Below are 25105 nucleotides of genomic sequence, written 5' to 3'. Positions count from 1 at the left end.
CCGCGACTTGATCGTGGTATCCATTTAAATATACAAATAATTTATATTGATTTTATTAGATACTGCGATCAAGTCGCGGTATGACAATGCATTTTTTATGAAAAAACTATCATTTCAGCAAATTATACTAGCTTTGCAAAATTACTGGCAGGATTACGGTTGTGCAATATTGCAGCCTTACGATGCCCATGTCGGAGCCGGTACGTTTCACCCTGCAACTGTGCTTCACTGCCTTGGTACCAAACCTTGGTCTGTTACATATGTTCAGCCATCAAGAAGACCAGGGGATAGCAGGTATGGCATGCATCCTAATAGAATGCAACATTATTATCAATTTCAGGTTATCTTAAAACCCTCGCCGGATAATATTCAAGAGCTATATCTTAAAAGTGTAGAATGTTTAGGCATAGATTTAAAAATTCATGATATCAGATTTGTTGAAGATGATTGGGAGTCGCCAACCTTAGGTGCTGCCGGGCTTGGCTGGGAAGTATGGTGTAACGGTATGGAAGTATCGCAATTTACTTATATGCAGCAAATCGGCGGTATTGAATGCCGTCCCGTTGCCGGTGAAATCACTTATGGACTCGAGAGGCTTGCTTTATATATTCAAGGTGTTGATGAAGTAAAAGAGCTTGATTGGAACGGGCAAGCAGGCGAAAAAGCTTTAAAATACGGTGAAGTGGATTTCGAAGCTGAACGGCAATTTTCAAAATATAATTTAGAGCTTGCCGATAGTGAAATGTTACTGCGACATTTCAAGGATAGCGAAGAACAGTGTGAGAGATTAATTAAAGCTAATTTACCTATGCCGGCTTATGATGAATGCCTTAAGGCAAGTCATGCATTTAATCAACTAAATGCATTAGGTGTGATTAGTGTAACTGAGCGTGCTTCTTATGTTTTAAGAGTACGTCATTTAGCTAGAATTTGTTGTATAAAATGGTTGGAGTTAAGCGGTGAGTGAATTATTATTAGAGTTATTTAGTGAAGAAATACCTGCATTAATGCAAAAAAATGCTGAAGAGGGTTATTTAAACATATTCACGAAAATTTTTGAAGAAAACGAAATATTTGCAAAAGTACAAGTATTTGCAGGGCCTCGTAGAATAATGTTGCATGCTACTCACTTGCCGAAAGTAACGTTATCAAAAGAACTCGAGATTAAAGGACCTAGCACGGAAGCACCGGAAGCTGCTATTAACGGCTTTTGTAAAGCTCATAATGTTAGTAAATTAGAGCTTTCTACTAAATTAATTAATAATCAGCTATATTATTTCTTTGTCAAAAAAACAGAAGAAAGAGAAATAAAAGAGATTTTGCCGGAGATTATTATAGAGGCTATTAATAAATATAGCTGGGCAAAATCGATGTTTTGGGGCAATTACAAAATAAAATGGATTAGACCGTTACGAAATATTTTATGTATATTTGACGGTGAAGTACTACCACTGCAATTTGGGCATTTAACCGCTAATAATATTACGTACGGGCATCGTCTTACTGATAATAAAAAATTAGAAGTAACAGATTTTGAAGATTATAGAAATAAGCTTTTAGAAAATCATGTTATTTTAGAGAGAACAAAGAGAGAAGAAGTAATTAAAAGCGGTTTACTGGAACTGGCAAATTCTCATAATCTAAACATAAAAGAAGATAATCGTTTAATCGAAGAAGTAGCAGGGCTTAGTGAATTTCCCGTTGTGTTACTTGGAAAAATCCCACAAAAATTTTTAGAGTTACCTAAAGAAGTACTTATTTCTTCGATGCGTACGCNTCAGAAATATTTTTGTTTATTTGATAAAACAGGAAATTTTGCACCGTATTTTCTCTTTGTCAGTAATGGTAGATTTGCAAATACTGACCTCGTTATTAAAGGTAACGAAAAAGTACTATCTGCACGTCTTTCGGATGCTTTATATTTTTATAAGCAGGATATAGCTAAAACTTTAGAATCAAGATTAGGTAAATTAGAAGCTGTAACATTTCATGCAGAACTTGGTAAATTAAGAGAAAAAGTGGAGCGTATAACTAAAATTTGTAAGCATATAGCTCCAAATAATAAAGATTTAATTACGGTAGCGAAACTTTGCAAAAGTGACCTTGTTTCCGAGATGGTCAGAGAATTTCCTGAGTTGCAAGGTATTATGGGTTATTATTATGCAAAGCATGAAGGGTTAAATGAAGAAGTAGCCACAGCAATTAAAGACCATTATAAACCTCGAGGACTTAATGATAATGTACCGAGCAGAAATGCTGCTTTGCTTGCTTTAGCCGATAAGCTAGATAGTTTAGTAGGTTTGATGATAGCAGGCGAAGCTCCAACAGGCTCAGGTGATCCATATGCCTTAAGACGTCAAGCTCTTGGTATAATAAGAATAATACTTGAGAATAAATTAGAATTACATTTAAATAGCTTAATTAATTTTTCTATAAACTTATATAAAGATTCATCTGATAAAAATAAGGATTTAATAATATCTTTCTTTGAAGAAAGAGTAAAATTTTACTTTAAAAATGACTATGATATTGCGTTAATTAATGCAGTTCTTGATTTAAATTTAGTGGATACAAAATTTAAGCTTGATGCGTTAAAAGAATTTTTAATAGAAGACGCAGGAAGGCAATTATTAAATGCTTACAGACGAGCTAGCAATATAATTGATGGTCAGAAAATTATCGGCTTAGTTGATGCAAGTCTCTTTATTACACAACCTGAAAAAGAATTATTTGAAGTAATCCAAAAAATTTCTCCGCAAATTATAGATAGTATAGCTGATAAAGATTATAAGAGAGCCTTAAATTTATTATCATCTCTATTAACTCCGATTACTAGCTTTTTTGATAATGTACTCGTTAATGACTCTGATTCAAAGATCGCTCAAAATCGTTTATCGTTATTACAAAATACTTGTGAATTATTCCATAAAATAGCTAAGTTTAACCGCTTATGATCAAACTTTCCTATGTCATTCCCGCAAAAGCGGGAATGACATAAATAAGCCATGCAACAACGCCGCTTTTAGCTAGGAATGACATCGAGAAGCAGATATATAACAAAACCAAAATAACTAAATTAATGATCAGTAAAGCCGTTGAATATATAAAATCAGGTAAAGTGGTTGTTTTGCCAACTGAAACAGTCTATGGGATTGGAGCGGATGCTACAAATAATGAGGCATGTTTAAAGATTTTTCAGTTCAAAAATCGTCCTGCTATCAACCCGCTTATAGTGCATGTCGCATCCATAGAGCAAGCAAAAGAAATAGGGGAGTTTAACGATTTAGCTACAAAAATAGCAGAAAAATTTTGGCCTGGACCGTTATCTATAGTTGTCCCTTTAAAAGTGAATGCAAATATTGCTCCTAGCGTAACGGTAGGGCTTAATACAATAGCGATTCGAATGCCGTCTTATCCACTAGCATTAGAGCTTATCAGACAATCAGGCGTACCTATAGCTGCCCCAAGTGCTAACCCCTCAAACTATATTAGTCCGACTAACGTCGAGCATGTTACAAAACATTTTTCAGAAAACGCAGAAATCTTTATTTTAGCACCTGAAATTTATCAATCTGAATATGGGCTAGAGTCAACGATAATCGATACAACAACTGTTACTCCTACTATTCTTAGAGAAGGGTTTATAACTGCTGAAATTTTAGAAGAAGTACTAGGGGTAAAAGTTTTAAAAGCATCAGAGACAAGTACTATAAAAGCTCCGGGAATGCTTGCTACACACTATTCACCAAAAGTACCGGTTAGGCTAAATGCTATAAATTTAGAGGATAAAGAAATCGGATTAAATTTTGGCAATAGTAATCTTACGGGAAAATTTTCGTTAAATTTAAGTGCCAAAGGTAATCTTATAGAAGCTGCTGCAAATCTTTATGCTTATTTAAGAATTCTTGACGATTATGCTGCAGCTCATGATGTAAGCAGTATAGCAGTTGTTCCTATACCTCAAGTGAATATAGGGGCTGCAATTAATGATCGCCTAAAACGTGCTGCAAAATCATAAATTTCGGCGTTCTATTCGCCTTAATAGCTTTTTTATGATATTTGGTCATTACATAGTTATCGTGCGGTTTTAAATAATCATTTTTATTTATAATTTCAAAATTACCGTTCTGCTGTATTAACTCTATTGCTTCATAAAAATAATTTTCGATATTGGAAGCAAATACTAAAAAAATGCGAATTTCGTATTAAGATGCCTAAATTATGGTTAATGAATATGCTATAATGCTTATCCTTTCAAGGTTTGTAAGAGGTGTGACAAGTTTTACAATTTAATAGTTATAGTCAAAAAAGACAATTTACTAAAAATTTATGCAGTTTTAAGTACATTTTATAACAAAAACAATATTACTAATATCCTCGTAACCCAGTTACTATCAGCTATTCAGTTCCTCTATTAATACGAAACTCGCGTTAATTTGATGTTTAATTTTAAACCAATAATGTTCTATAGGATTAAGGTCAGGACTGTAAGTAGGAAGGAATAAAATACTTGCCCCTACCGATTCAATTAATTCTTTTACCTTAGAGTTTTTATGAAAATTAATATTATCCATTACTACGACTTGTCCTGCCCTTAATTCTTTAATGAGTATATCCTTGACATACGTCTCAAAAATAGCTTTATTACAATTGCCTTCAAATATTAGAGGTGCTACAATATTGCTATTAAATAGGCCAGCAATCATACTAATTCTGTGTTTGTGCTGATAAACTTTTTCACCATAACATCTTTCTCCTTTTGGGCTCCAGCCATGTTCTCGACACGCATTATCTTCTATTCCTGATTCATCCAAAAACACTAGTTTATCTTTGTCTATGGTGGTTATCTTTTCTATAAACTCATTTCTTAATTTATGATTTCTTTTGGGATGAAGAAAAGTTTTTTTATAGCTGTAACCAACTTTTCTAATCATGTTTATTATAGTTCTTGCTGACACTTTACTAGGATACAAGATGGCTAGCTCTCGACTGCTTTTATCTTTATTAGATTCCAAAAATTTTTTAAATCCTTCCATATCTGTTATTTTATGACTATGCCCTTTTTGATAGCCAGTTTTTAATTGAACATCTCCTGTTTCTTTCTTTAATTTCTTCCAATCATATATTACTTTACGGCTGATATTAAATACTTGACTTGCTTCTATTATTCTTTTCCCTGACTCAATATATTGAATCACTCCCTTTCTTAAATCATATGAATATGGACTTGGCATAACTATTTTCTAATTACTTTACCATATCCTTTTATTAATATCACTATCTTAATTGCCTATGCTATATGTCATCGAATGGATTTTTACTATCCGCATCTTGGACAACTTTTAATTGAGGCGCCACTCTTAGTAAGGCATCAATGATCTCTTGGCTAGACAATTTAGCTGCTGAATGCAAGACTGTTGAATCATTATAGGTTACAGTAGTTAAGTGTTTAGCAAGTTTTAATATCGTTTCAACTAATTCTGCATCATCGCTCTCAACCGCATCATAAAGATATACTGATTATTTTTATCAAATAGAAATGCTTTAGTTCATCTTGATTATTCTTAGTTATTAATACTTTCAATTCCTTTAAAGAAGTTTCTTTTCTAGAAATATCCCCTTCTATATCATCATCTGAACGTGGTAATGTTAGTGAATCCTGAGTATGAAAATCATTACCATATTTTTCATAATTTTCTGTAAAAAATTCTAAAATATCTGCTTCTTGAATCAATGCTTCTTGTTTTTTTACTTCTTCTACTTTTTTTAAATTTAAAGGGCTAGGTTTTTTGGTCATTAATTTTCCTAAATTTATAAATTATTTTAGGAGGGATTGTTAATTAGCTATGTTTCTTAGGTGTTGAGTAGGGACCGTTTTTTCTGTCATTGCGAGGAAAAACTGTAAGTTTTGACGAAGCAATCCAGTTAAAAATTCTGATTTACAGAATTTTTATTATTTTTATGGATTGCCATGCAGCCTACGGCTGCTCGCAATGACGGCTTAGGTATGTATCCACGCAACAATGCTTTCTCGCTTTTGCAGGAATAACATAAAGAATATTTACCAATCCACACAAAAATGACCTAGTTGGCGAACTACTCTGAGCTATAAGAATTGTTAATTTATCACAATGGATTAGTTACTGAAGTTTTATATTTTCCATATCCCAGTCATGAGAAATAGTATTATACTTTAATATATAAGGCTTAGTATCTATAGAATCCAAAGTTACATCCGCAATCATATTATCATGTGACGAGATGAGTTCGTTATAACCGAAATTAGCATAGTAAGGTTGATAATTTTTAAATCTAACCGTTATAAATTTCTCTTTAGTAATAGCAGGTAAGAATTTCACCAAATCGTCAAGATTACTCAAAGCCAAATCTTTCATCTCAAAAATTTGCAATCTATAAACATTTTTATAATCTTTGGTAAAAAACGTCGGTATAGAGCTAAAGCTACTACCGGATTGAACGGAAGCTATACTTAGAGCTTTAAGCGGAATACCTGATTTATTACTAAAATAATCATCGGCTTCAAAAAATACTGCACCGCCGAAATTTATCATTTTAGCGATTTTATTATTGTTCACATCATATAAATCTACTGCTTGTTCTAGCTTTTTTCTGTCACGAAATATAGTAAGTTTAGTAGCTATTCCTTTGAAATTATCCATTTCTCTATCAAATAATGCTAGATTACCGCCGAGTTCCTTATCATTAACTGCCCAAATAATATCACCGGCTTTTAAAGATTTTTCAGCAGGCGAACCGGCTAGAACTGCCTTAACGCTTATCACTCTATTTCTACTATCAGGAAATTTATTTATATATTTGTCCATTTCTTCTTTAGGGAAATTATGATGTCTAACTGCTTTATTTAAAGAATATAACTCGCTTATTATTCCTATATGTTTTCTGCTCGGTTGTTTATTATTCTTTAAACTCTCTAAAGTGCGAGCTACATAATCACCGTGCAGTGCTAGAGAATGAGTTTTACCTCCACCATATAATACTCCTATAGCCTCAATCTTATCGTTTAACACCGGTGAACCGCTAGCACCGCCGGTACTATTTAAATTAATAACATAAGTACATTGTGGCATTAAACCTTCAATATTATAAAGATCGGACAAATAACCGGTATGGAAAGAAAAACCTTTTGCTTCCGTGTTACCGACTACGAAAACCTTTTGATTTAATTTTGGAAGCTCGTTTGAGAAAGCTATTTGTGTTGCCGATGCCGGTATATCTTTGCTCTCTACTTTTAGAACGGCATAATCCTGCCAAATATCGTAATAGATAAGCTTTGCTTCTGCCTGCTCTCCATTATAAAAAGTAACAAAATAAGTTCCGATAGACGCACCGCCGACAACATGAGTATTAGTAATTATATAACCGTTGTTCTTATCGTTAATAAATCCCGTTCCTGTCCAACTACTTGTATCATCATATGCCGATACGGCAATTCTAGTATCAATTGTTACGATTGCTTTCTTCGCTTTTTCAAATATAGCACTGCTTGTTTCAGAAGATGCAAAAACTATATTATTCTGGAAAACTAAATTAATAATAAATAAAAGTTTTAGTAAAATCGGTAGTTTTTTCATGTTCACCTCTTGTAAAATCATTTAAGCAGCACTATATCAAATAAAAAGTCATAGCACAATAATTAAAGGATTTGTAGTCTGTATGTCATTCCCGCTTACGCGGGAATGACATACAGACTACAACACTAAATTAATAAACAAAAATAAAAAAAGAAAACGAGGAATCTTATGGAAAAAGTAATAGGTATCGACCTTGGAACTACCAACTCTTGTGTTGCAGTCATGGAAGGTAAAGAACCGAAAGTAATAGAAAATGCAGAAGGTGAGAGAACTACGCCGTCAATAATAGCTTTTGCAAACGGCGAAAAATTAGTCGGGCAATCAGCTAAGAGGCAAGCAGTAACTAACCATCGCAATACCGTATATGCAGTAAAACGACTAATCGGTAGAAAGTTTGTTGACCCCATGGTTAAAAAAGACCAAGGTATTGTACCGTATAAAATAGTCAAGGCCGATAATAATGATGCATGGGTTGAAGCTGATAACAATAAATATTCACCAAGCCAAATTAGTGCATTCATTTTACAAAAAATGAAAGAAACTGCCGAGAGTTATTTAGGGGAAAAAGTAACACAAGCAGTAATTACCGTACCTGCTTATTTTGATGATGCACAGCGTCAAGCAACGAAAGATGCCGGTAAAATAGCAGGTCTTGAGGTCCTTAGAATAATCAACGAGCCGACTGCTGCAGCTCTTGCTTACGGTTTCGAGAAATCGGCAAGTAAAACTATTGCAGTATACGATCTTGGCGGCGGAACATTCGATGTTTCAATTCTTGAGATCGCTGATGGTGTTTTTGAAGTGAAATCAACAAACGGCGATACATTCCTTGGTGGTGAAGATTTCGATACAAGAATATTAAACCATTTAATAGATGTATTCAAAAAAGAAAACAGTATAGATTTAAGTAAAGATCCTTTAGCACTTCAGCGTTTAAAAGAAGCAGCAGAAAAAGCTAAGAAAGAGCTATCTTCTGCAGTAATTACCGATATTAATTTACCTTATATTACGGCTGATAGCACAGGACCGAAACATTTAAATATTAAATTTACTAGAGCAGAACTTGAAAAATTAGTAGATGATTTAATTGAGAAAACTATTGAGCCTTGCCGTAAAGCGCTACAGGATGCAGGTTTTAAAGCTTCTGATATTCAAGAAGTAGTATTAGTCGGCGGTATGACTAGAATGCCGAAAGTACAAGAAGCCGTAAAAAAATTCTTCGGACGTGAGCCGCATAAAGGCGTAAATCCCGATGAGGTTGTAGCTCTCGGTGCTGCTATTCAAGGCGGAGTACTTAATAAAGAAGTAACGGATATATTATTATTAGACGTTACGCCTCTATCCCTTGGCATTGAAACTCTTGGTGGCGTATTTACAAGATTAATAGATCGTAATACTACTATACCTACTAAGAAAAGTCAGGTATTCTCAACTGCTGACGATAATCAGCATGCCGTAACTATTAGAGTATTCCAAGGTGAACGTGAAATGGCAAAAGATAATAAATTACTTGGTCAGTTTAATCTCGAAGGTATACCTCCTGCACCAAGAGGTTTGCCGCAAATAGAAGTAACGTTTGACATTGATGCTAACGGAATAGTGCATGTTTCAGCTAAAGATAAAGCAAGCGGTAAAGAGCAGAAAGTAACTATTCAAGCTTCCGGCGGTCTTAGCGATGCGGAAATTGAACAAATGGTTAAAGATGCCGAGCAGAATGCCGATGAAGACAAAAAGCGTAAGGAACTTATTGAAGCAAAAAATGCTGCCGATAGTTTAGTTTATTCTACTGAAAAAACTCTTACAAAGTATGGCGATAAATTATCATCAGACGATAAAGGAGCTGTTGAAGAAGCACTAGCTACTTTAAAAGCCGTTCTTGAGTCGGAAGATGCTGCTTTGATTAAAGAAAAGACCGAAAGCTTAACTGCAGCTAGCATGAAAATCGGTGAAGCGATGTATAAAGCACAAAGCGAGAGCCAACCTGCTGAAGAAAGTGCCGCTAATGATGAAAAAATAGTAGATGCCGACTTTCAAGATGTAGAGAAGAAGTAATAATTGTCACCCCGTGGCTTGACCACGGGGTCCAGAAAACAACTTAAAGTGTACATTTTATGTTTTCACTGGATGCCGTGGTCAAGTCACGGCATGACATCGTCATATAAAACAAACATATAACATAATTTCATGTCACAAGATTATTACCAAATACTAGGCGTTAGTAAAACAGCTAGCCAAGCTGACATTAAAAAAGCCTACCTCAAACTAGCCAAGCGATATCACCCTGATACTACTGACGCTAAAGATGCTGAAAAGAAATTTAAAGAAATAAATACTGCTTATGATGTCTTAAAAGACGAACAGAAAAGAGGCGCTTATGACCGCTTTGGGCATGATAATTTTCAAAACCAACAATCACGAGGAGGAGGAAATCATGGCGGTTTTCATCCTGATATTAACGATATATTCGGTGACTTCTTTAGCGACTTTATGGGAGGTAGCAGAAGATCATCACGCCCAACTTTAGCTAAAGTTAGAGGCTCGGATTTAAAATATGATCTGACAATTAACCTAGAGGAAGCATTTCACGGTATAGAAAAAAATATTAGCTTTTCTAGCGAAGTAAAATGCGATACTTGTCACGGTAGCGGTTCTGAAAAAGGTGAAACCATAACTACTTGCGATGCTTGCGGCGGTGTTGGAGCGACTAGAATTCAGCAAGGATTCTTTACGATCGAACAAGCTTGTCATAAATGCCAAGGTAATGGACAAATTATAAAAAATCCTTGCAAGAAATGTCATGGCATGGGACGTTATCATAAACAACGAAATTTATCGGTAAATATTCCTGCCGGTGTTGAAAACGGTACTAGAATAAGACATACCGGAGAAGGGGAAGCAGGTATTAGAGGCGGTAATAGCGGTGATTTATACGTTGATATAGCAATAAAACCACATGATATTTATAAAGTAGACGGAGCAAATCTACATTGTAAACTACCTATTAGTTTTGTGAATGCCGCTCTTGGAGGAGAGATAGAAGTACCGGTAATTGAAGGCGGAAAAGTAAACTTAACAATTCCTGCAGGCACACAAAACGGTGATCAATTAAGGCTACGTAGCAAAGGTATGTCTAAAATGAGATCAACTATTAGGGGTGATATGCTTACGCATATTCATGTCGAAGTACCTAAAAATTTATCTAAACGACAACGTGAATTACTAGAAGAATTCAAAAAAGAATCTATAAATGAAAAAGAAAACGACGGCAGCTTTTTTAACAAAATGAAAAGCTTATGGTCGTGAATACCGAGTCGTCATTGCGAGCAGCCATAGGCTGCGTGGCAATCTCATGAAATAATAACAAACTCCTAAGATTGCCTCGTCAAAACTTATAGTTATTCCTCGCAATGGCGTTAAATAATCAATAATCATCTTCCAAGCCATGCCAAGGATATTTATCGTGAAGCTTTTAATCATGCATTTGAGCAATATAAGGATGCTGATAAAAGACGTAAAAACGACTCTAGAGAGACAGTTGCACATAAAGTAGCATGGTCAGCCGTTGAAAAAAAATACCACAAAAATGATAAAGGACACTGGGTAGAGAAATAAGTCCAAGAATTTATAAGTTTGTGAGATTTTAAATTGAATCCTTGAAATTCTGTAAGCCTATATGTATATTTAGTTATTAACTGAATTTAAGTTCTTATGAAATTAACAAAATTATTGAGTACCCTTTTAGTTATAGGGTTAGTTTTCAGCGGATGTAAAAGCAAAAAAAACAGTGATGACATAGTAGTTCCTATTCCTACTCTTTATAACGAAGGTGTTACTTTGTTAGAAAAGAAAAAATATAAGAAAGCTGCGGAAGAATTCGGAAGAGTATTTTACCAACATCCAGGTAATGAAATGACGCCGCAAGCCGAATTGATGCAGGCTTATTCTTTATTCCTCGCCGCTCAATATGAAGAAGCGGTTGATGTGCTTGATATGTTCATTAATTTGCATCCTGCAAATGTTGACATTACTTATGCATATTACCTTAAAGCATTATCATATTATATGTTAATTTCAGACGTAAATCATGATCAATCTAGAACTTTCCTAGCTAAAGATAGTTTTGAAGATGTAATAGCAAAATTCCCAAATACTAAATATGCTATTGATTCATCTTTAAAAATCGACCTAGTAAACGATCATTTAGCAGGTAAAGAGATGATGGTAGGTCGGTTTTACTTAAAGAAAAAGAATCCAATGGCAGCTATTAATAGATTTGAAGAGGTAATTGATAATTATCAAACTACTTCTCACTCGGTAGAAGCTCTTTACCGTTTAGTCGAAAGCTATATGATGCTCGGACTTCCGGATGAGGCAAAAAAATATGCCTCGGTGCTAGGTTACAACTATCCTGATAGTCAATGGTATAGTTATGCATATAGACTAGTTAAGGGATACTAAATCAGGAAATCTATGTTCCATAGTCTTTCAGTTAAAAACTTCATTCTGATAGACGAGCTGGAAATTGAGTTTAATAAAGGTTTATGCGTTATTACCGGTGAGACAGGAGCCGGCAAATCTATTTTACTTGATGCTATTTTATTTTGCCTAGGTTATAAAACTTCAAATAATATAATAAAGCGTGGAAAAGATTACGCTGTTGTTAATATAATATTCTCTTTAAATGAAGAAATAAAAAATTTTCTGATCCAAAATTTTATTGAGCCTGAAGAGTTATTGCTTATAAAGTGTTTACAAAAAGTCGAAGGACGGAAAAATTTTTTCATTAATAATCAAGTAGTTAATAAGGCTATAATGCAGCAATTAGCTACTTACTTATTTGAACTTCATGGGCAAAATAATAATATTTCTCTTCTAGAAGCAAATACGCAGCGTGATATTTTAGATAGTTACGGAAATCTTTTGGACTTCCGAGCCGAACTTTCTAAATGTTATCAGACTTGGCAAAATACTCGAAAAGAAATTGCTGAAATAACACTTAAGCAAAATTCTATAGACCAAGAAATTGATTATTTGAGCTTTGCAACGGAAGAATTAACTAAGCTGAACATTCAAATAGGCGAAGAAGAAAAATTAGCAAATATACGAAAAGATTTGCAAAATAAAGATAAGGATTTACAGTTAATAAAAGATATTCTAGAACAGATTAATAATCCCGAAATAAATACATCGATTAATAGAGCAGAGAAATTATTAGCAAGGCAAGGCGATAATGAGCGTTTTGAAGCTATCGCTACAAGCTTAGAAGAAGCCTATAATAATCTAGAAGAAGCACGTCAAGAATTATCAAATCTGTTAGATAGTTTTAATTACGAGGAATATAATCTCGAAGAAACAGAAGAAAGATTATTTTTAATAAAAGCTATTAGCCGTAAATATAATGTTCCCGCTGATGAATTAGGTGTATTTTTAGATAAATCTTTAGAGCAGCTCGGTATATTAAAAAATAAAATAGCAAATAGCAATGAGTTAAAAGCTCAAGAAGTGCTATTGCAGAAAAAATATTATGAACTGGCGAGTGATTTATCTGCAAAGCGTCTTATTGCTGCAAAACACTTAGAAGAATCGTTGCATCAGGAGCTAAAACAGCTTAAAATGGCGAAAGCAATTTTTGAGATTGAGATAGAAACTAGAAAAGAGCCGACAGCCGGCAGTAATGATGATATTGTGTTTAAGGCTTCTACCAATCCTGGAACGCTAGCTACAGCAATCAATAAAATCGCTTCCGGCGGTGAATTATCAAGGTTCATGCTTGCTTTAAAAACTTCTTTGTTTGATAAAATGGTAAAACCATCTATTATATTTGATGAAATAGATGTCGGGATTGGCGGAGAGGTCGCAGATAAAGTAGGTGAGCGATTAAAAAAACTTAGTAGCGTTACTCAAGTAATAGTTATTACGCACCAGCCTCAAGTGGCAGGTAAGGCAGATTTGCATATAAAAGTCGAGAAAACACAGCTAGATAAAGAAACAAAAGTAACTGTAAAAGCTTTAAATTTAGCTGAAAGGCAAGAGGAACTCGCCCGCATGATTTCAGGTAAAACAATCACCGAAGGCAAGTTTAAAAGCAGCAAAGGAGTTGTTGCATTTGTAATGAACGTCATTGCGAGCGACTGAAAGGAGCGTGGCAATCTCAGGAATTTACCCGAGATTGCTTCGTCGACGCTTATGGCGTCTCCTCGCAATGACAAAAAACAAGGAACATATGAACAACTATACAAAATTAGAAAATGAGCTTCAGACCATCTCACATTTTAATAATATCTTAAGCATATTATACTGGGATGTTGCCGTAAATATGCCTATAGGTTCAGGAGAAAGTCACGGCAACGAAATAGTAACTTTAACGTCACTAGTTCATTCTATGCTCAAATCTCCCATGCTAAAAGAGTTACTTAGCAAGGCAAAAGAAGAATCAAAGAACCTTGATGAATGGCAGAATGGTAATATTAGAGAGATTGAGAGAAAAATAACAGATGCAAATTGTATTGACGAGCAGCTACAAAAGAAATTGGTAGCCGCTACTACTAAAACTGAACTTGTTTGGCGAGAAGCAAGAAAAAATAACGACTATAATTTATTCAAACCACACTTACAAAAAGTTTTAGATTATACGAAAGAAGTTGCTAAAGTACGAGCAGATGTTTTTAATTGCGGATTATAACGACTCATTAATAGATATGTTTGATCCAAGTAGGAAAAGTAGCGAGATCAAACAAGTTTTTTCAGTACTTAAAAAAGAACTCCCGCAGCTCATAAATAAAGTTTTAGAAAAACAGAAAAGCGAGAAAGAACTTAGTAAAGAACAGCGAACTAGCTCCTGAAATGCAAAAGCGTATCGGAAAACGCATTATGGAAATTATGCAGTTTGATCTAACAAAAGGACGATTAGACGAATCGACTCATCCTTTTTGCGGCGGAACGCCAAACGATATATACCTCTAGTAAATGAAACATTGCTTATAGTGAGATAATATGCTAATAAGTAATCATGGAATATAAAAAATTATCAATAATAGAAAAGCAAGAATTAAAGAGTCGTCATAAGCAGGAGAGAGACGGTAGGATCAGAGGATCAAAGCTGTTCTTATGTATGATGATGGCTATAGTATTGGTGAGATATCAAAAGTGTTAATACTGAGTGATGAAGGGATAAGGAACCATTTAATAGATTATCATAATGATCAGAAGCTGAAGCCGGAAAATGGTGGTAGTTGTAGTAAACTTACTAGAAATCAAGAAGAAGAATTAATAGAGCACCTTGAAACTAATAATTATGTGTATGCTAGAGATATAGGTTTGTATATAGAAAATCAATATGGAGTAATCTATACATTAGCTGGTGTAATAAAGTTATTACACAGATTAGGTTTTAGTTATAAAAAACCTAAGTTAATTCCTGGAAAAATAGATTTAGATAAACAAGAGGAATTTAAGCTTCAATATAGTTTGTTAAGAAATAATTTAGCAAGTGATGAGTGTATTTATTTTATGGATAGTGTTCATCCACAATATCAAACTAGGGCTCGATTTGGTTGGATTAGAAAGAATGCAGTAAAAACATTACCAAGCTTTAGTGGATGGAAACGTAAGCATATTATAGGTGCAATTAATCTAAAAAGTCTAAATGTAGTAACAACTGATAATCCTAAGGTTAATGGCGATTATATCATTGAATTTTTAAAGAAATTGGAAGAAAATAATCAAGATAAAAGTAAGATTTATCTGATATGTGATAATGCGGGATATCGTAGGTCAAAAAAGGTTAGAGAATATCTACAAAATAGTAAAATAGAGCTAGTCTTTTTGCCACCGTATAGTCCCAATCTGAATCCCATTGAACGACTGTGGAAATTTATGCATTCTATTATAAGTAACAATAAATTTTATGCAAATTTTGAAACATTTACTGATTCTATAAGGTTATTTTTTGAGAATATTGAAAAATATAGAAATAAAATTTCTTCATTGGTAAATGACAATTTCCAAACTATTGTTCCTAATCACTTTAACAACTCTTCATGTTAAAGAAGTATACGTTTAACTACTAGATATGATAAAGATAATTTCATAAGCGGTTTAATGGGAATTATTCACGAAATAGGACATGCTTTATATGAGCAGAATCTACCGGAAATGTATAAAGGGCAGTCGGTTGAGCTTGCTAAAGGCCTTCGAAAGCCAATCTTTATTTATGGAAATGCAAGTAGGTAGATCAAGAGAATTTACGGAATTTTTAGCTAAACTACTTCGAGACGAATTTGCTTTTAAAAGCGAAGAATATTCAGCGGAAAGTTTATATAGAAAAATTACAAGAGTTACGCCTGATTTTATAAGAGTAGATGCAGATGAAGTAACTTATCCGATGCATGTAATATTACGTTTTGAGATAGAGAAAATGCTTATCAATGGTGACTTGAATCTTGATGAGTTACCAAGCTTTTGTGATAGTAAGATGCAAGAATATTTAGGCGTTAAACCGGTAAGTTTTAGTAACAGCTGTCTTCAAGATATTCACTGGTCACACGGAAATTTCGGTTACTTTCCTGCCTATACAAACGGTGCAATTATCGCATCAATGATGATTATATATTAAAGGGTGATTTTAGTAATCTAAATAATTATCTAAATAAGAATTTTAGAAATCTCGGTTCGTTAAAAAATTCAGCCGATTTATTAAAAAGTGCTAGCGGTGAGGAAAAAATTAACCCTGAGGTGTATATAAGATATTTAGTAAGGGAAGTATTTATAGTAATAAAATCGTCATTGCGAGCAGGCAATTGGCGTTGTTGCATGGATCGGCAAAACCTACTCGATGTCATCCCAGCGTAGGCGGGAATCCAGTAAAAATACTAATAATTATTAGTATTTTAAATTGTTTTTCTGGATACCGTGGTCAAGCTACGGTATGACACCGGAACAAAAAAATCAAACAATAATATGGAAGAAGACTTAAAAAAAACAGGTTATTTATTTGGCGGGAATGCTGTTTTTGTTGAAGAGCTATATAGGCAATATCTAGCCAACCCTGCCTCAGTTGATCAAACTTGGCAAGAATTTTTTGTCGGCATTAAGGATAATAATACTTTACTCAATAAAAGTACGGCAAAAATAATTATCCCTGATGAAATAAAAAAAGAATCGTTAAATAATAATTTATCTTCTGAAGACTTAAATAGTTTAAAAGCTAAGGAAATGATCAATACTTATCGCAAGCATGCTCACTATTTAGCGAATCTTGATCCGCTTGGTCTTGAGCTACGTAAAACAAAAAATGATTTAAAGCTTAATATAGAAACTTTTGGTCTTGATAGCGGTCAGCTAGAAGAAAATATCAATATTACGGATGAATTTGTCGGTACTTGGAACTGTAAATTATCTGAATTAGTTACCAAGCTCGATAAAGTTTATACAGGCTCCATCGGTGTTGAATTTGAACAAATAGAAAATATAGAAGAAAAAAACTGGTTATATAATAAGCTAGAAAGCAAAATTATATTTTCTTCTGAAGACAAAAAAACTATCCTAAATGATTTAGTAGAAGTAGAAGGGTTTGAGCAGTATCTACATACTAAATTCCCTGGTGCTAAGCGTTTTTCCGTTGAGGGCGGAGACGCTTCTATAGTTGCCATGAGTAAAGCTATAGATTTATCTATGCATCAAGGCGTTGAAGAAGTTGTCATCGGTATGGCCCACCGAGGGAGGCTAAATACTCTGACTAAAGTAGTCGGCAAACCCTTATAAAACCGTTATTGCCGGTTTCATAAGCGGTAGCGTATTTCCTGATGAATTAAATGTTTCAGGTGATGTAAAATACCATTTAGGCTATTCGTCTGATAGAACTATAGAGGATAAGAAAATACACTTGTCGCTAGCCGATAACCCTTCACATTTAGAAGCGGTAAATCCTATAGTTGCAGGAAAAGTAAGAGCAAAGCAAGATATTCTTGGAGATATTAAACGCAGCAAAGTCAAAGCTATTTTAGTGCATGGCGATGCTGCTTTTTGCGGTCAGGGCGTAGTTGCCGAGAGTCTATCAATGTCAGCACTCACTGCTTATGATATCGGTGGAATATTGCATTTCGTCATTAACAATCAGTTAGGTTTTACAGCTAATGCTGCAGATACTAGAGCTAGTAGATATTCTACGGAATTTGCTAAAATCATAGCTGCCCCGATTTTACATGTTAACGGTGATGATATAGAAGCAGTATTAAAAGCCACTAATATTGCGGTAGAATACAGGCAGAAATTCGGCAAGGATGTTGTAGTAGAAATTATTTGTTACCGTAAATACGGGCATAATGAGGGCGATGAGCCGATGTATACTCAAGGCAAGATGTATAACATTATTAAAAGCAAACCGACCCCTGGAAATATTTACGCAAATGAGTTAGTAAAAAGCGGTATAATTGATAATAATTATTTTGCTAAGTTAAAAGAAGAATTTAAAGCAAAACTAGATAAGGAATATGAGCAGGCAAAAAGTTATAAGCAAGAAGCACATTTCTTAGGCGGGTTATGGCAAGGTATTTCTCGTACTCGTACACAAGCTGCAATAACGGGCGTCGGTAAAAAACATTACAAGATTTAGGAACTAAACTATGTGAAATACCGAAAGATTTTGCTGCTAATCCAAAACTTGTAAAACTATTTGAAGCTCGAAAAGCCACTCTAACAGCTGATCGACCTATTGATTGGGCGACGGCAGAGCAGCTAGCTTTTGCAAGCTTGCTTGCTTCAGGCACAAATATAAGGCTAACCGGACAAGATTCGGGACGCGGTACTTTCTCGCATCGTCATTCAGTATTGCACAACCAAATTGATGATACTACCTATATACCTCTAAATAATTTATCTAAAGAACAAGCAAAATACGAGGTAGCCGATAGTAATTTATCTGAATATGCGGTGCTTGGTTTTGAGTATGGTTATTCACTCGCAAACCCAAAAAATTTAGTTTTATGGGAAGCACAATTCGGTGATTTTGCTAATGGAGCTCAGATTATTTTTGACCAGTTTATTTCAAGCAGCGAAACTAAATGGCTTCGTATGAGCGCGCTTGTGGTTTTGTTACCTCATGCATTTGAGGGACAAGGACCAGAGCATAGTTCGGCAAGACTTGAGAGGTTCTTACAGCTGGCGGCTGAGGATAATATGTATATTACATACCCTACTACCCCTGCTTCGATTTTCCATCTGCTACGTCGCCAAATACTTGATGATACCCGTAAACCGTTAATCGTAATGTCACCGAAATCATTATTACGTCATAAATATGCCATATCTAAACTTGACGAGCTAGGTGAAAATACTACTTTCTTACCGGTTTTAGATGAAGTAACTAAAGTAGATACAAACAATATTACTAAAATAGTTTTATGTAGCGGTAAGGTGTATTACGATCTATTTGAAATGCGTGGCAATAACAGTAATATAGCGATTATTAGGCTTGAGCAATTATACCCTTTTGAAAAAAAACTTGTAGCATCGCTATTAAAAAAATATAATAGGACGCAGGAATTTATTTGGTGTCAGGAAGAACCGAAGAATATGGGAGCTTGGCGTTATATATTTTCTCACTTAAACGATGCTTTAAAAGAAGCAGGAATTAATAACGAATTTAAATATGTAGGTAGAGAGGAATCAGCCTCTCCGGCAGTAGGTTCGCTGCAAGCACATAATAAACAGCAAAAGAAGCTATTAAGGGAAGCACTAAAGGTGTGAATATTGTGGTTCTTAATGTCATTCCCGCATAGGCGGGAATCCAGTAACATTTAGTGTCATACCGCGACTTGATCGCGGTATCTTAGGACACAGTCTGTGATACAAGATCCCGTGGTCGTAGCCACGGGATGACAAAGCAAATTCTAGATTCCCGCCTACGCGGGAATGACATAGGAATCGTATTTTTAGGAGTAAAATAAATTATGAGCGTTAAAATTATAGTACCGTCGCTTGGGGAGTCCGTAACGGAAGCAACTATTGCCAAATGGTATAAGAAAAAAGGCGATTCGGTTAAAACCGATGAATTACTGTTAGAAATCGAAACCGAAAAAGTGACTTTAGAAGTTAATGCTCCTTGCAACGGTACTATAGGTAAAATATCGAAAACTGACGGTGCAAATGTAGCAGTTGGCGAAGAAATAGGCGAAATAAATGAAGGGGCAGCTGCAAATACTGCCGGTACTAATAATGAATCTGCTAAAGCTCAAGCAGTTACGCAACCTACTTCAGAAAAGCCTGTAGAAAAACCTGCCGTGGCTAATAATACTCTTGCTCCTTCTGTACAAAAATTAGTTACCGAAAATAAGCTTGACCCCAATAATATAAAAGGAACAGGTAGAGACGGTAGAATTACCAAAGGTGACGTGCTTGAAACAATAAACACTCCGCCTACGGCTACTTCTGCTCCTGCAATAAGTAAATCTAATGAAGAAAGAGTACAGCGTGTTCGTATGTCACGCTTGCGTAAAACTATTGCACAGCGTTTAAAAGATTCACAAAATACGGCAGCTATTTTGACTACTTTTAATGAAATCGATATGTCAAAAGTAATTGCCTTGCGTAATCAATATAAAGAAGAGTTTGAGAAAAAGCACTCTGTGAAACTTGGCTTTATGTCGTTTTTTGTTAAAGCAACTATAGAAGCTTTAAAGCTTATTCCGTTGGTAAATGCTGAAATAGACGGCGATGATTTAGTATATAAAAATTACTATGATATAGGTGTAGCTGTCGGAACAGAGCAAGGACTTGTCGTACCGGTTGTTAGGGATGCCGATAAAATGGGATTTGCCGAAGTAGAGAAAACTATAGGAATTTTGGCTAAAAAAGCTCGTGAGGGTAAGCTTTCTATGGCTGATTTGTCAGGCGGCACATTCTCGATTTCTAACGGTGGTGTATATGGCTCATTATTATCTACACCGATTATTAATCCTCCTCAATCAGGTATTCTAGGCTTACATAAAACCGAGGAAAGAGCCGTAGTTATAGACGGTAAAATTGAAATACGTCCGATGATGTACATAGCTTTATCTTACGATCATCGCATAATTGACGGGAAAGAAGGAGTATCGTTCTTGGTAAAAATTAAGCAACTCATTGAAAATCCTGAGAAGTTATTGTTAAATTTGTAAAAAATTGTCATGCCGTGGTCAAGCCACGGCATGACAATCGGGAAAGGAAGTATATAATAATGATAAAATGTACTCGTCGTATTGAGTTCGATGCAGGACATAGAATTATAGGACATCAAAATAAATGTCAATTCCTGCACGGTCATCGCTATGTTCTTGAGATAACTATAGCCACAAACGAAACCGATAAACTTGGTATGATAATCGATTTTGGTTTAATTAAGGATTTAGCTAAAAAATAGATTGATGAAAATTTTGATCATAGCTTAATCCTAAATCAAGACGATAAGGAAATGGGACAGCAAATAGAAAATTGTACCGGTCAAAAAATATATTATATGCAAAATAACCCAACTGCAGAAAATATAGCGACGCATTTAAAGAATGAAATTTTTCCTAAACTTTTCGTCGGTCAAAACTTCTTCATAGCGAGCCTCAAACTATATGAAACGCTGAATTGTTTTGTTGAGGTTTAGGCATGCAAGATTGCTGTTTAATTTTAACTACTACTAATGATTTGCAAATTGCCGAAAAAATAGCATCTGTTTTGTTAGAATTAAATCTTGCTGCCTGCATTCAAATTGACGATGTTAAAAGTTACTTTAGATGGGATGGTAGAGTAACTTTAGAAAGCGAATATAGACTTGTAATTAAAGCAAAATCTTCTAATTATAACGAAATTGAAAATAAACTCCTTGAAATTCATAATTATGAATTACCGCAAATAATAAAAATAAATATTGACTATTGCTTTCAAAAGTACTTAGAATGGATTGAGCAAAATAATAAATAAACTTATAATTGAACAAATTTAAAAATTAAGTAAGTAAATTATGAAATTATGGCAAAAAGTTACCTTAGGGTTAATCTTAGGTATTATATTTGGTATATACTTACCACAATATGTTAATTATATTAAACCTATCGGTGACATTTTCTTACGTTTGATAAAAATGATCATTACCCCTTTAATTTTCTTCAGTTTGGTTTCCGGTATCACTAGTATGAATGATACTTCTGCCCTTGGTAGAGTAGGAATGAAAGCGGTAGCCGCTTTTTTAGGTACTACTTTTTTTGCCACGGTTTTTGGACTTACTGTTGCCTTAGTATTAAAGCCGGGAGTAGGCATACATATAGATTTTACCTCTTCAGAAACGACAAGTAGAACTTCATTTAATATAATTGATTTTTTTGTAAATATCGTCCCTGATAATGCTGTTGGGGCTTTTGCAAACGGTGATGTCTTGCAAGTTGTATTTTTTGCTATTTTTGTTGGGATTACCTTAAACAAAATGAAATCTATCGGTGAACCTGTTACTGATTTAATTCATGTAATGTCAAAATTAATATTAAAAATAATATCGTTTGTTATTCAATTATCCCCTTACGGTGCTTTTGCTTTAACAGGCAGGATTGTAGGCATGCAGGGAGTTGAGGTAATGATTAGTTTATCGAAACTTATTGTAGCGGTAGTTGTGGCAATGACATTCCAATATTTAGTTTTTGGCTTACTTATATATGTATTCTGCCGTGTTTCCCCTATACCTTTTTATAAGAAAAGTTTTGAGTATCAGATACTTGCTTTTTCTACTTCAAGTAGTAAGGCGACTCTTGCAACTACTATGCAAGTTTGTCGTGAAAAGCTTGGCATTTCAGAGTCTAGTACTTCGTTCGTACTTCCGATAGGTGCGTCAATTAATATGGACGGCTTTGCTATAAATTTATCTCTTACTACCATATTTTTTGCTCAGATGATGGGAGTAACGCTTGCTCCTCACGACTATTTAGTAATTATTCTCACCTCAACACTTGGATCTATCGGCGGTGCCGGTATTCCCGGTGCCTCTTTGATAATGCTTCCTATGGTTCTTTCTTCGGTTCACTTACCTATAGAGGGAGTAGCAATTATTGCCGGTATTGACCGAATACTTGATATGCTACGTACTACTATCAATATTACCGGCGATGCAACAATTACTATGATTATAGATAACAGCGAAGATACTTTAGATAAGGAAGTATATTTATCTTAATGCTCATCGACATTTCTAGCTAATTATGTCATTCCTGCGAAAGCATATGGGGGCCAACTTATAGAATAGTATTTTATCATACACCTTGAATAAAATCAAAGAAAATGCTAGGTTTTGTGGACATTTCTAATTGATTTGCTATTTTGAGGTCTTTTTTAGCAAAAATTAATAAGATTTTTGTAGGAATAGTATTCATATTAACGCGAGTTTCGTATTAATAGAGGAACTGAATAGCTGATAGTAACTGGGTTACGAGGATATTAGTAATATTGTTTTTGTTATAAAATGTACTTAAAACTGCATAAATTTTTAGTAAATTGTCTTTTTTGACTATAAYTATTAAATTGTAAAACTTGTCACACCTCTTACAAACCTTGAAAGGATAAGCATTATAGCATATTCATTAACCATAATTTAGGCATCTTAATACGAAACTCGCGTATATTAAAAAAATCTTATAATTTGCAGCAAAAAATAACCAAAATTAAATCTTTTTAGAAATGTCCACAAAACCTAAGCTAGCACTAGCAAAAATACAAAATATGAGAGTTATGGCTAATGATTTAAGTATTTATATTCATTGGCCGTTTTGTTTGTCAAWATGTCCATATTGTGATTTTAATTCTCATGTGGCGGGCAATATAGATCATAATCAGTGGCTTAAATCCTATGAAACAGAAATTGAGTATTTTAAGGCTATTATTCAAAATAAATATATAAAATCTATTTTTTTTGGTGGTGGTACTCCCTCTTTAATGAATCCTGTAATAGTTGAAGGGATAATAAATAAAATCAGTAATCTAGCAATTATTGATAATCAAACCGAGATAACTATAGAAACTAATCCCACATCCTTTGAAACTGAAAAATTTAAAGCATTCAAATCCGCTGGAATTAATCGTGTTTCAATTGGAGTGCAATCCTTAAAAGAAGACGATTTAAAAAAATTAGGTAGAACTCATGATGCTTTGCAAGCAATCAAAACAGTTGAGGCGGCAAATACGATTTTTCCACGAGTATCATTTGATTTAATATATGCACGTAGCGGTCAGAAATTAAAAGACTGGCAAGAAGAATTAAAACAAGCTATGCAGTTCGCAAACGGTCATATTTCTCTTTATCAATTGACTATCGAAAAAGGTACGCCTTTTTATAAATTATTTAAGGAGGGTAATCTGATTTTGCCGCATTCGGATGAAGCGGCTGAGATGTATGAGTGGACAAACCATTATCTAGAATCTAAAAAATATTTTAGATATGAGATATCTAATTATGCTCAAGTAGAGCATGAATGTTTGCATAACTTAGCTTACTGGAATTATAATAATTATTTAGGTATAGGTCCCGGAGCTCATAGTAGAATAATTGATGCTTCAAGTTCGGTATTGGCAATTATGATGTGGCATAAACCTGAAAAATGGTTAGATTCGGTTAACACAAAAAATGTCGGTATTCAAACTAATACTAAGTTAACACATCAAGAGATTATTGAAGAAATGCTAATGATGGGGTTACGTCTTAGCAAGGGTATAAATATTTCTACATTAGAGCAGAAATTGAACACGAAATTAGAGAATATTTTGGACATGAATAATCTTAAGCATTATCAAAGTCAAGACTTAATTAAGTTAGATAAAAATATCTATCTTACCGATAAAGGTTTGATGCTGCATAGTTACATAGTACCTAGATTGATTATATGAAAATTATTCAAGTAATTTTAAAGTTTATAATTATTTTTATTATTCCTTCTATTCATGCGATGGAATGTAAACTTGAGTTTAAGACTGAAAAAGTATATGTGGATGGTGTTGAATATGATCAAAAAGTCGGAAATCCAATTACACTTACACCTATAGCGGATGCTATTAAGACAGATAATATTGATGAAGTAAAAAAATATTAGACGAGGGATATGGAGTAAATCAACCATGCTTGGGCTGGACTCCTCTAGATTATGCTATATCGAATAATAATATAAAAATTGCCGATTTTTTAACCAAACAACCCTCAGCTATAAGCTGAGGGGTTATAAAGTGGAATCGATTAGAAATCGATCATCATTCACAGGTTCACCTTCCTGTTCATCAATATAGTGCTGTATCATTTCATCAGTTATATTACCTGAACTGACCGCCATATAGCCCCTAGCCCACAAATGATTGCCCCAAAATTGTTTTCTTAAATGAGCAAATTCTTGCAATAAAAATTCTTGAGCTACTACCTTTTAAATACTGTACTAACTTGCTAAGAGATATTTGTGATTTATATGAGATAAACATATGCACGTGATCACATGATATTT

Annotated in this window: 18 protein-coding genes and 7 pseudogenes; 19 read left to right on the top strand and 6 right to left on the bottom strand. The window is 34.2% G+C overall.

Translation table 11 applies throughout. The annotated features are described in order from the left end of the window. Window positions 1–97 precede the first annotated feature (97 nt). The 3 genes from REIS_RS07515 (at window position 98) to REIS_RS07505 (ending at window position 4018) form a co-directional block, all read left to right on the top strand. Window positions 98–967, top strand: a complete 870-nt coding sequence (locus tag REIS_RS07515; protein WP_008580759.1) for a glycine--tRNA ligase subunit alpha — start codon at window positions 98–100, stop codon at window positions 965–967. Then, window positions 960–2954 carry a glycine--tRNA ligase subunit beta gene (glyS, locus tag REIS_RS07510; RefSeq protein ID WP_008580758.1) on the top strand — a complete coding sequence of 665 codons (1995 nt, stop codon included), beginning with the start codon at window positions 960–962 and terminating at the stop codon, window positions 2952–2954. Before REIS_RS07515 ends, glyS begins: the two co-directional genes overlap by 8 nt. A 113-nt stretch (window positions 2955–3067) precedes the next feature. Beyond that, a complete protein-coding gene (locus REIS_RS07505; protein ID WP_256377144.1) occupies window positions 3068–4018 on the top strand; it encodes an L-threonylcarbamoyladenylate synthase in 951 nt (316 codons plus the stop codon). On the opposite strand, the pseudogene REIS_RS13155 reads toward REIS_RS07505, so the two are convergent. The 4 genes and pseudogenes from REIS_RS13155 to REIS_RS07490 form a co-directional block, all read right to left on the bottom strand. After that, a pseudogene (locus REIS_RS13155) lies at window positions 3984–4187 on the bottom strand (protein-(glutamine-N5) methyltransferase, release factor-specific); the annotation flags it as partial. The gene REIS_RS07505 and the pseudogene REIS_RS13155 overlap by 35 nt on opposite strands. A 207-nt stretch (window positions 4188–4394) precedes the next feature. Further along, window positions 4395–5234: an IS630 family transposase gene (locus REIS_RS13150; protein ID WP_008579368.1), complete on the bottom strand. Its 840-nt coding sequence runs from the start codon at window positions 5232–5234 to the stop codon at window positions 4395–4397. Between the two features lie 269 nt (window positions 5235–5503). After that, window positions 5504–5797 carry a hypothetical protein gene (locus tag REIS_RS07495; RefSeq protein ID WP_008580754.1) on the bottom strand — a complete coding sequence of 98 codons (294 nt, stop codon included), beginning with the start codon at window positions 5795–5797 and terminating at the stop codon, window positions 5504–5506. A gap of 343 nt (window positions 5798–6140) precedes the next feature. After that, a complete protein-coding gene (locus REIS_RS07490; protein WP_008580752.1) occupies window positions 6141–7634 on the bottom strand; it encodes a S1C family serine protease in 1494 nt (497 codons plus the stop codon). Between the two features lie 147 nt (window positions 7635–7781). On the opposite strand from REIS_RS07490, the gene dnaK reads away from it, so the two are divergent. The 16 genes and pseudogenes from dnaK to REIS_RS17455 form a co-directional block, all read left to right on the top strand. Further along, window positions 7782–9665 carry a molecular chaperone DnaK gene (gene dnaK / locus REIS_RS07485; protein WP_008580750.1) on the top strand — a complete coding sequence of 628 codons (1884 nt, stop codon included), beginning with the start codon at window positions 7782–7784 and terminating at the stop codon, window positions 9663–9665. Between the two features lie 132 nt (window positions 9666–9797). Then, entirely contained in the window at window positions 9798–10916 is a 1119-nt protein-coding gene (dnaJ, locus tag REIS_RS07480; RefSeq protein ID WP_008580749.1) for a molecular chaperone DnaJ, read from the top strand. A 114-nt stretch (window positions 10917–11030) separates the two neighbouring features. Beyond that, on the top strand, window positions 11031–11225 hold the full coding sequence (locus tag REIS_RS13140) for a ChaB family protein (protein WP_173400497.1): 195 nt from the start codon (window positions 11031–11033) through the stop codon (window positions 11223–11225). Between the two features lie 96 nt (window positions 11226–11321). Next, entirely contained in the window at window positions 11322–12071 is a 750-nt protein-coding gene (locus REIS_RS07475; RefSeq protein ID WP_008580747.1) for an outer membrane protein assembly factor BamD, read from the top strand. Window positions 12072–12083: 12 nt separating this feature from the next. After that, window positions 12084–13725, top strand: a pseudogene (gene recN / locus REIS_RS07470) (DNA repair protein RecN). 111 nt (window positions 13726–13836) lie between these two features. Beyond that, window positions 13837–14573: pseudogene (locus REIS_RS07465) on the top strand (carboxypeptidase M32); the annotation flags it as partial. A gap of 132 nt (window positions 14574–14705) precedes the next feature. Continuing rightward, window positions 14706–15659: an IS630 family transposase gene (locus REIS_RS07460; protein ID WP_256377136.1), complete on the top strand. Its 954-nt coding sequence runs from the start codon at window positions 14706–14708 to the stop codon at window positions 15657–15659. A gap of 6 nt (window positions 15660–15665) precedes the next feature. After that, a pseudogene (locus REIS_RS07455) lies at window positions 15666–16383 on the top strand (carboxypeptidase M32); the annotation flags it as partial. A 188-nt stretch (window positions 16384–16571) separates the two neighbouring features. After that, window positions 16572–19358, top strand: a pseudogene (locus REIS_RS07450) (2-oxoglutarate dehydrogenase E1 component). Window positions 19359–19561: 203 nt separating this feature from the next. After that, window positions 19562–20767, top strand: coding sequence for a 2-oxoglutarate dehydrogenase complex dihydrolipoyllysine-residue succinyltransferase (odhB, locus tag REIS_RS07445; protein ID WP_008580739.1), 1206 nt, complete (start codon window positions 19562–19564; stop codon window positions 20765–20767). 59 nt (window positions 20768–20826) lie between these two features. Further along, window positions 20827–21243, top strand: a pseudogene (locus REIS_RS07440) (6-pyruvoyl trahydropterin synthase family protein). A gap of 2 nt (window positions 21244–21245) precedes the next feature. Continuing rightward, entirely contained in the window at window positions 21246–21560 is a 315-nt protein-coding gene (gene cutA / locus REIS_RS07435; RefSeq protein WP_008580736.1) for a divalent-cation tolerance protein CutA, read from the top strand. 40 nt (window positions 21561–21600) lie between these two features. Next, window positions 21601–22800 (top strand): dicarboxylate/amino acid:cation symporter, encoded by a 1200-nt coding sequence (locus tag REIS_RS07430; protein WP_008580734.1) that lies wholly within the window; start codon window positions 21601–21603, stop codon window positions 22798–22800. A 500-nt stretch (window positions 22801–23300) separates the two neighbouring features. After that, the gene (gene hemW, locus REIS_RS07425) at window positions 23301–24503 is read left to right on the top strand and encodes a radical SAM family heme chaperone HemW (protein ID WP_008580732.1); all 1203 of its coding nucleotides are present in this window, start codon (window positions 23301–23303) and stop codon (window positions 24501–24503) included. Continuing rightward, entirely contained in the window at window positions 24500–24706 is a 207-nt protein-coding gene (locus tag REIS_RS07420; RefSeq protein ID WP_008580730.1) for a hypothetical protein, read from the top strand. The genes hemW and REIS_RS07420 overlap by 4 nt, the downstream gene beginning before the upstream one ends. Before the next feature lie 29 nt (window positions 24707–24735). Continuing rightward, window positions 24736–24804, top strand: a pseudogene (locus REIS_RS17455) (hypothetical protein); the annotation flags it as partial. A 25-nt stretch (window positions 24805–24829) separates the two neighbouring features. On the opposite strand, the gene REIS_RS13135 reads toward REIS_RS17455, so the two are convergent. Beyond that, a complete protein-coding gene (locus tag REIS_RS13135; RefSeq protein WP_008580728.1) occupies window positions 24830–25003 on the bottom strand; it encodes a transposase in 174 nt (57 codons plus the stop codon). Then, the gene (locus REIS_RS16525; RefSeq protein WP_256377143.1) at window positions 24948–25082 is read right to left on the bottom strand and encodes a transposase; all 135 of its coding nucleotides are present in this window, start codon (window positions 25080–25082) and stop codon (window positions 24948–24950) included. Before REIS_RS16525 ends, REIS_RS13135 begins: the two co-directional genes overlap by 56 nt. Window positions 25083–25105: the final 23 nt, after the last annotated feature.

This window comes from Rickettsia endosymbiont of Ixodes scapularis, from assembly GCF_000160735.1.
Taxonomy (GTDB): domain Bacteria; phylum Pseudomonadota; class Alphaproteobacteria; order Rickettsiales; family Rickettsiaceae; genus Rickettsia; species Rickettsia tamurae.
The sequence above is the reverse complement of the archived record's forward strand: the minus strand, read 5'-3'. Positions and strand labels throughout refer to the sequence as shown.

Bases quoted from the DNA above. Each gene is read 5' to 3' on its own strand.
- REIS_RS07515 (WP_008580759.1), top strand. From the start codon at position 98: ATGAAAAAACTATCATTTCAGCAAATTATACTAGCTTTGCAAAATTAC.
- REIS_RS13150 (WP_008579368.1), bottom strand. From the start codon at position 5,234: ATGCCAAGTCCATATTCATATGATTTAAGAAAGGGAGTGATTCAATAT.
- REIS_RS07495 (WP_008580754.1), bottom strand. From the start codon at position 5,797: ATGACCAAAAAACCTAGCCCTTTAAATTTAAAAAAAGTAGAAGAAGTA.
- REIS_RS07490 (WP_008580752.1), bottom strand. From the start codon at position 7,634: ATGATTTTACAAGAGGTGAACATGAAAAAACTACCGATTTTACTAAAA.
- dnaK (WP_008580750.1), top strand. From the start codon at position 7,782: ATGGAAAAAGTAATAGGTATCGACCTTGGAACTACCAACTCTTGTGTT.
- dnaJ (WP_008580749.1), top strand. From the start codon at position 9,798: ATGTCACAAGATTATTACCAAATACTAGGCGTTAGTAAAACAGCTAGC.
- REIS_RS07475 (WP_008580747.1), top strand. From the start codon at position 11,322: ATGAAATTAACAAAATTATTGAGTACCCTTTTAGTTATAGGGTTAGTT.
- odhB (WP_008580739.1), top strand. From the start codon at position 19,562: ATGAGCGTTAAAATTATAGTACCGTCGCTTGGGGAGTCCGTAACGGAA.
- cutA (WP_008580736.1), top strand. From the start codon at position 21,246: ATGCAAGATTGCTGTTTAATTTTAACTACTACTAATGATTTGCAAATT.
- REIS_RS07430 (WP_008580734.1), top strand. From the start codon at position 21,601: ATGAAATTATGGCAAAAAGTTACCTTAGGGTTAATCTTAGGTATTATA.
- REIS_RS07420 (WP_008580730.1), top strand. From the start codon at position 24,500: ATGAAAATTATTCAAGTAATTTTAAAGTTTATAATTATTTTTATTATT.
- REIS_RS16525 (WP_256377143.1), bottom strand. From the start codon at position 25,082: ATGTTTATCTCATATAAATCACAAATATCTCTTAGCAAGTTAGTACAG.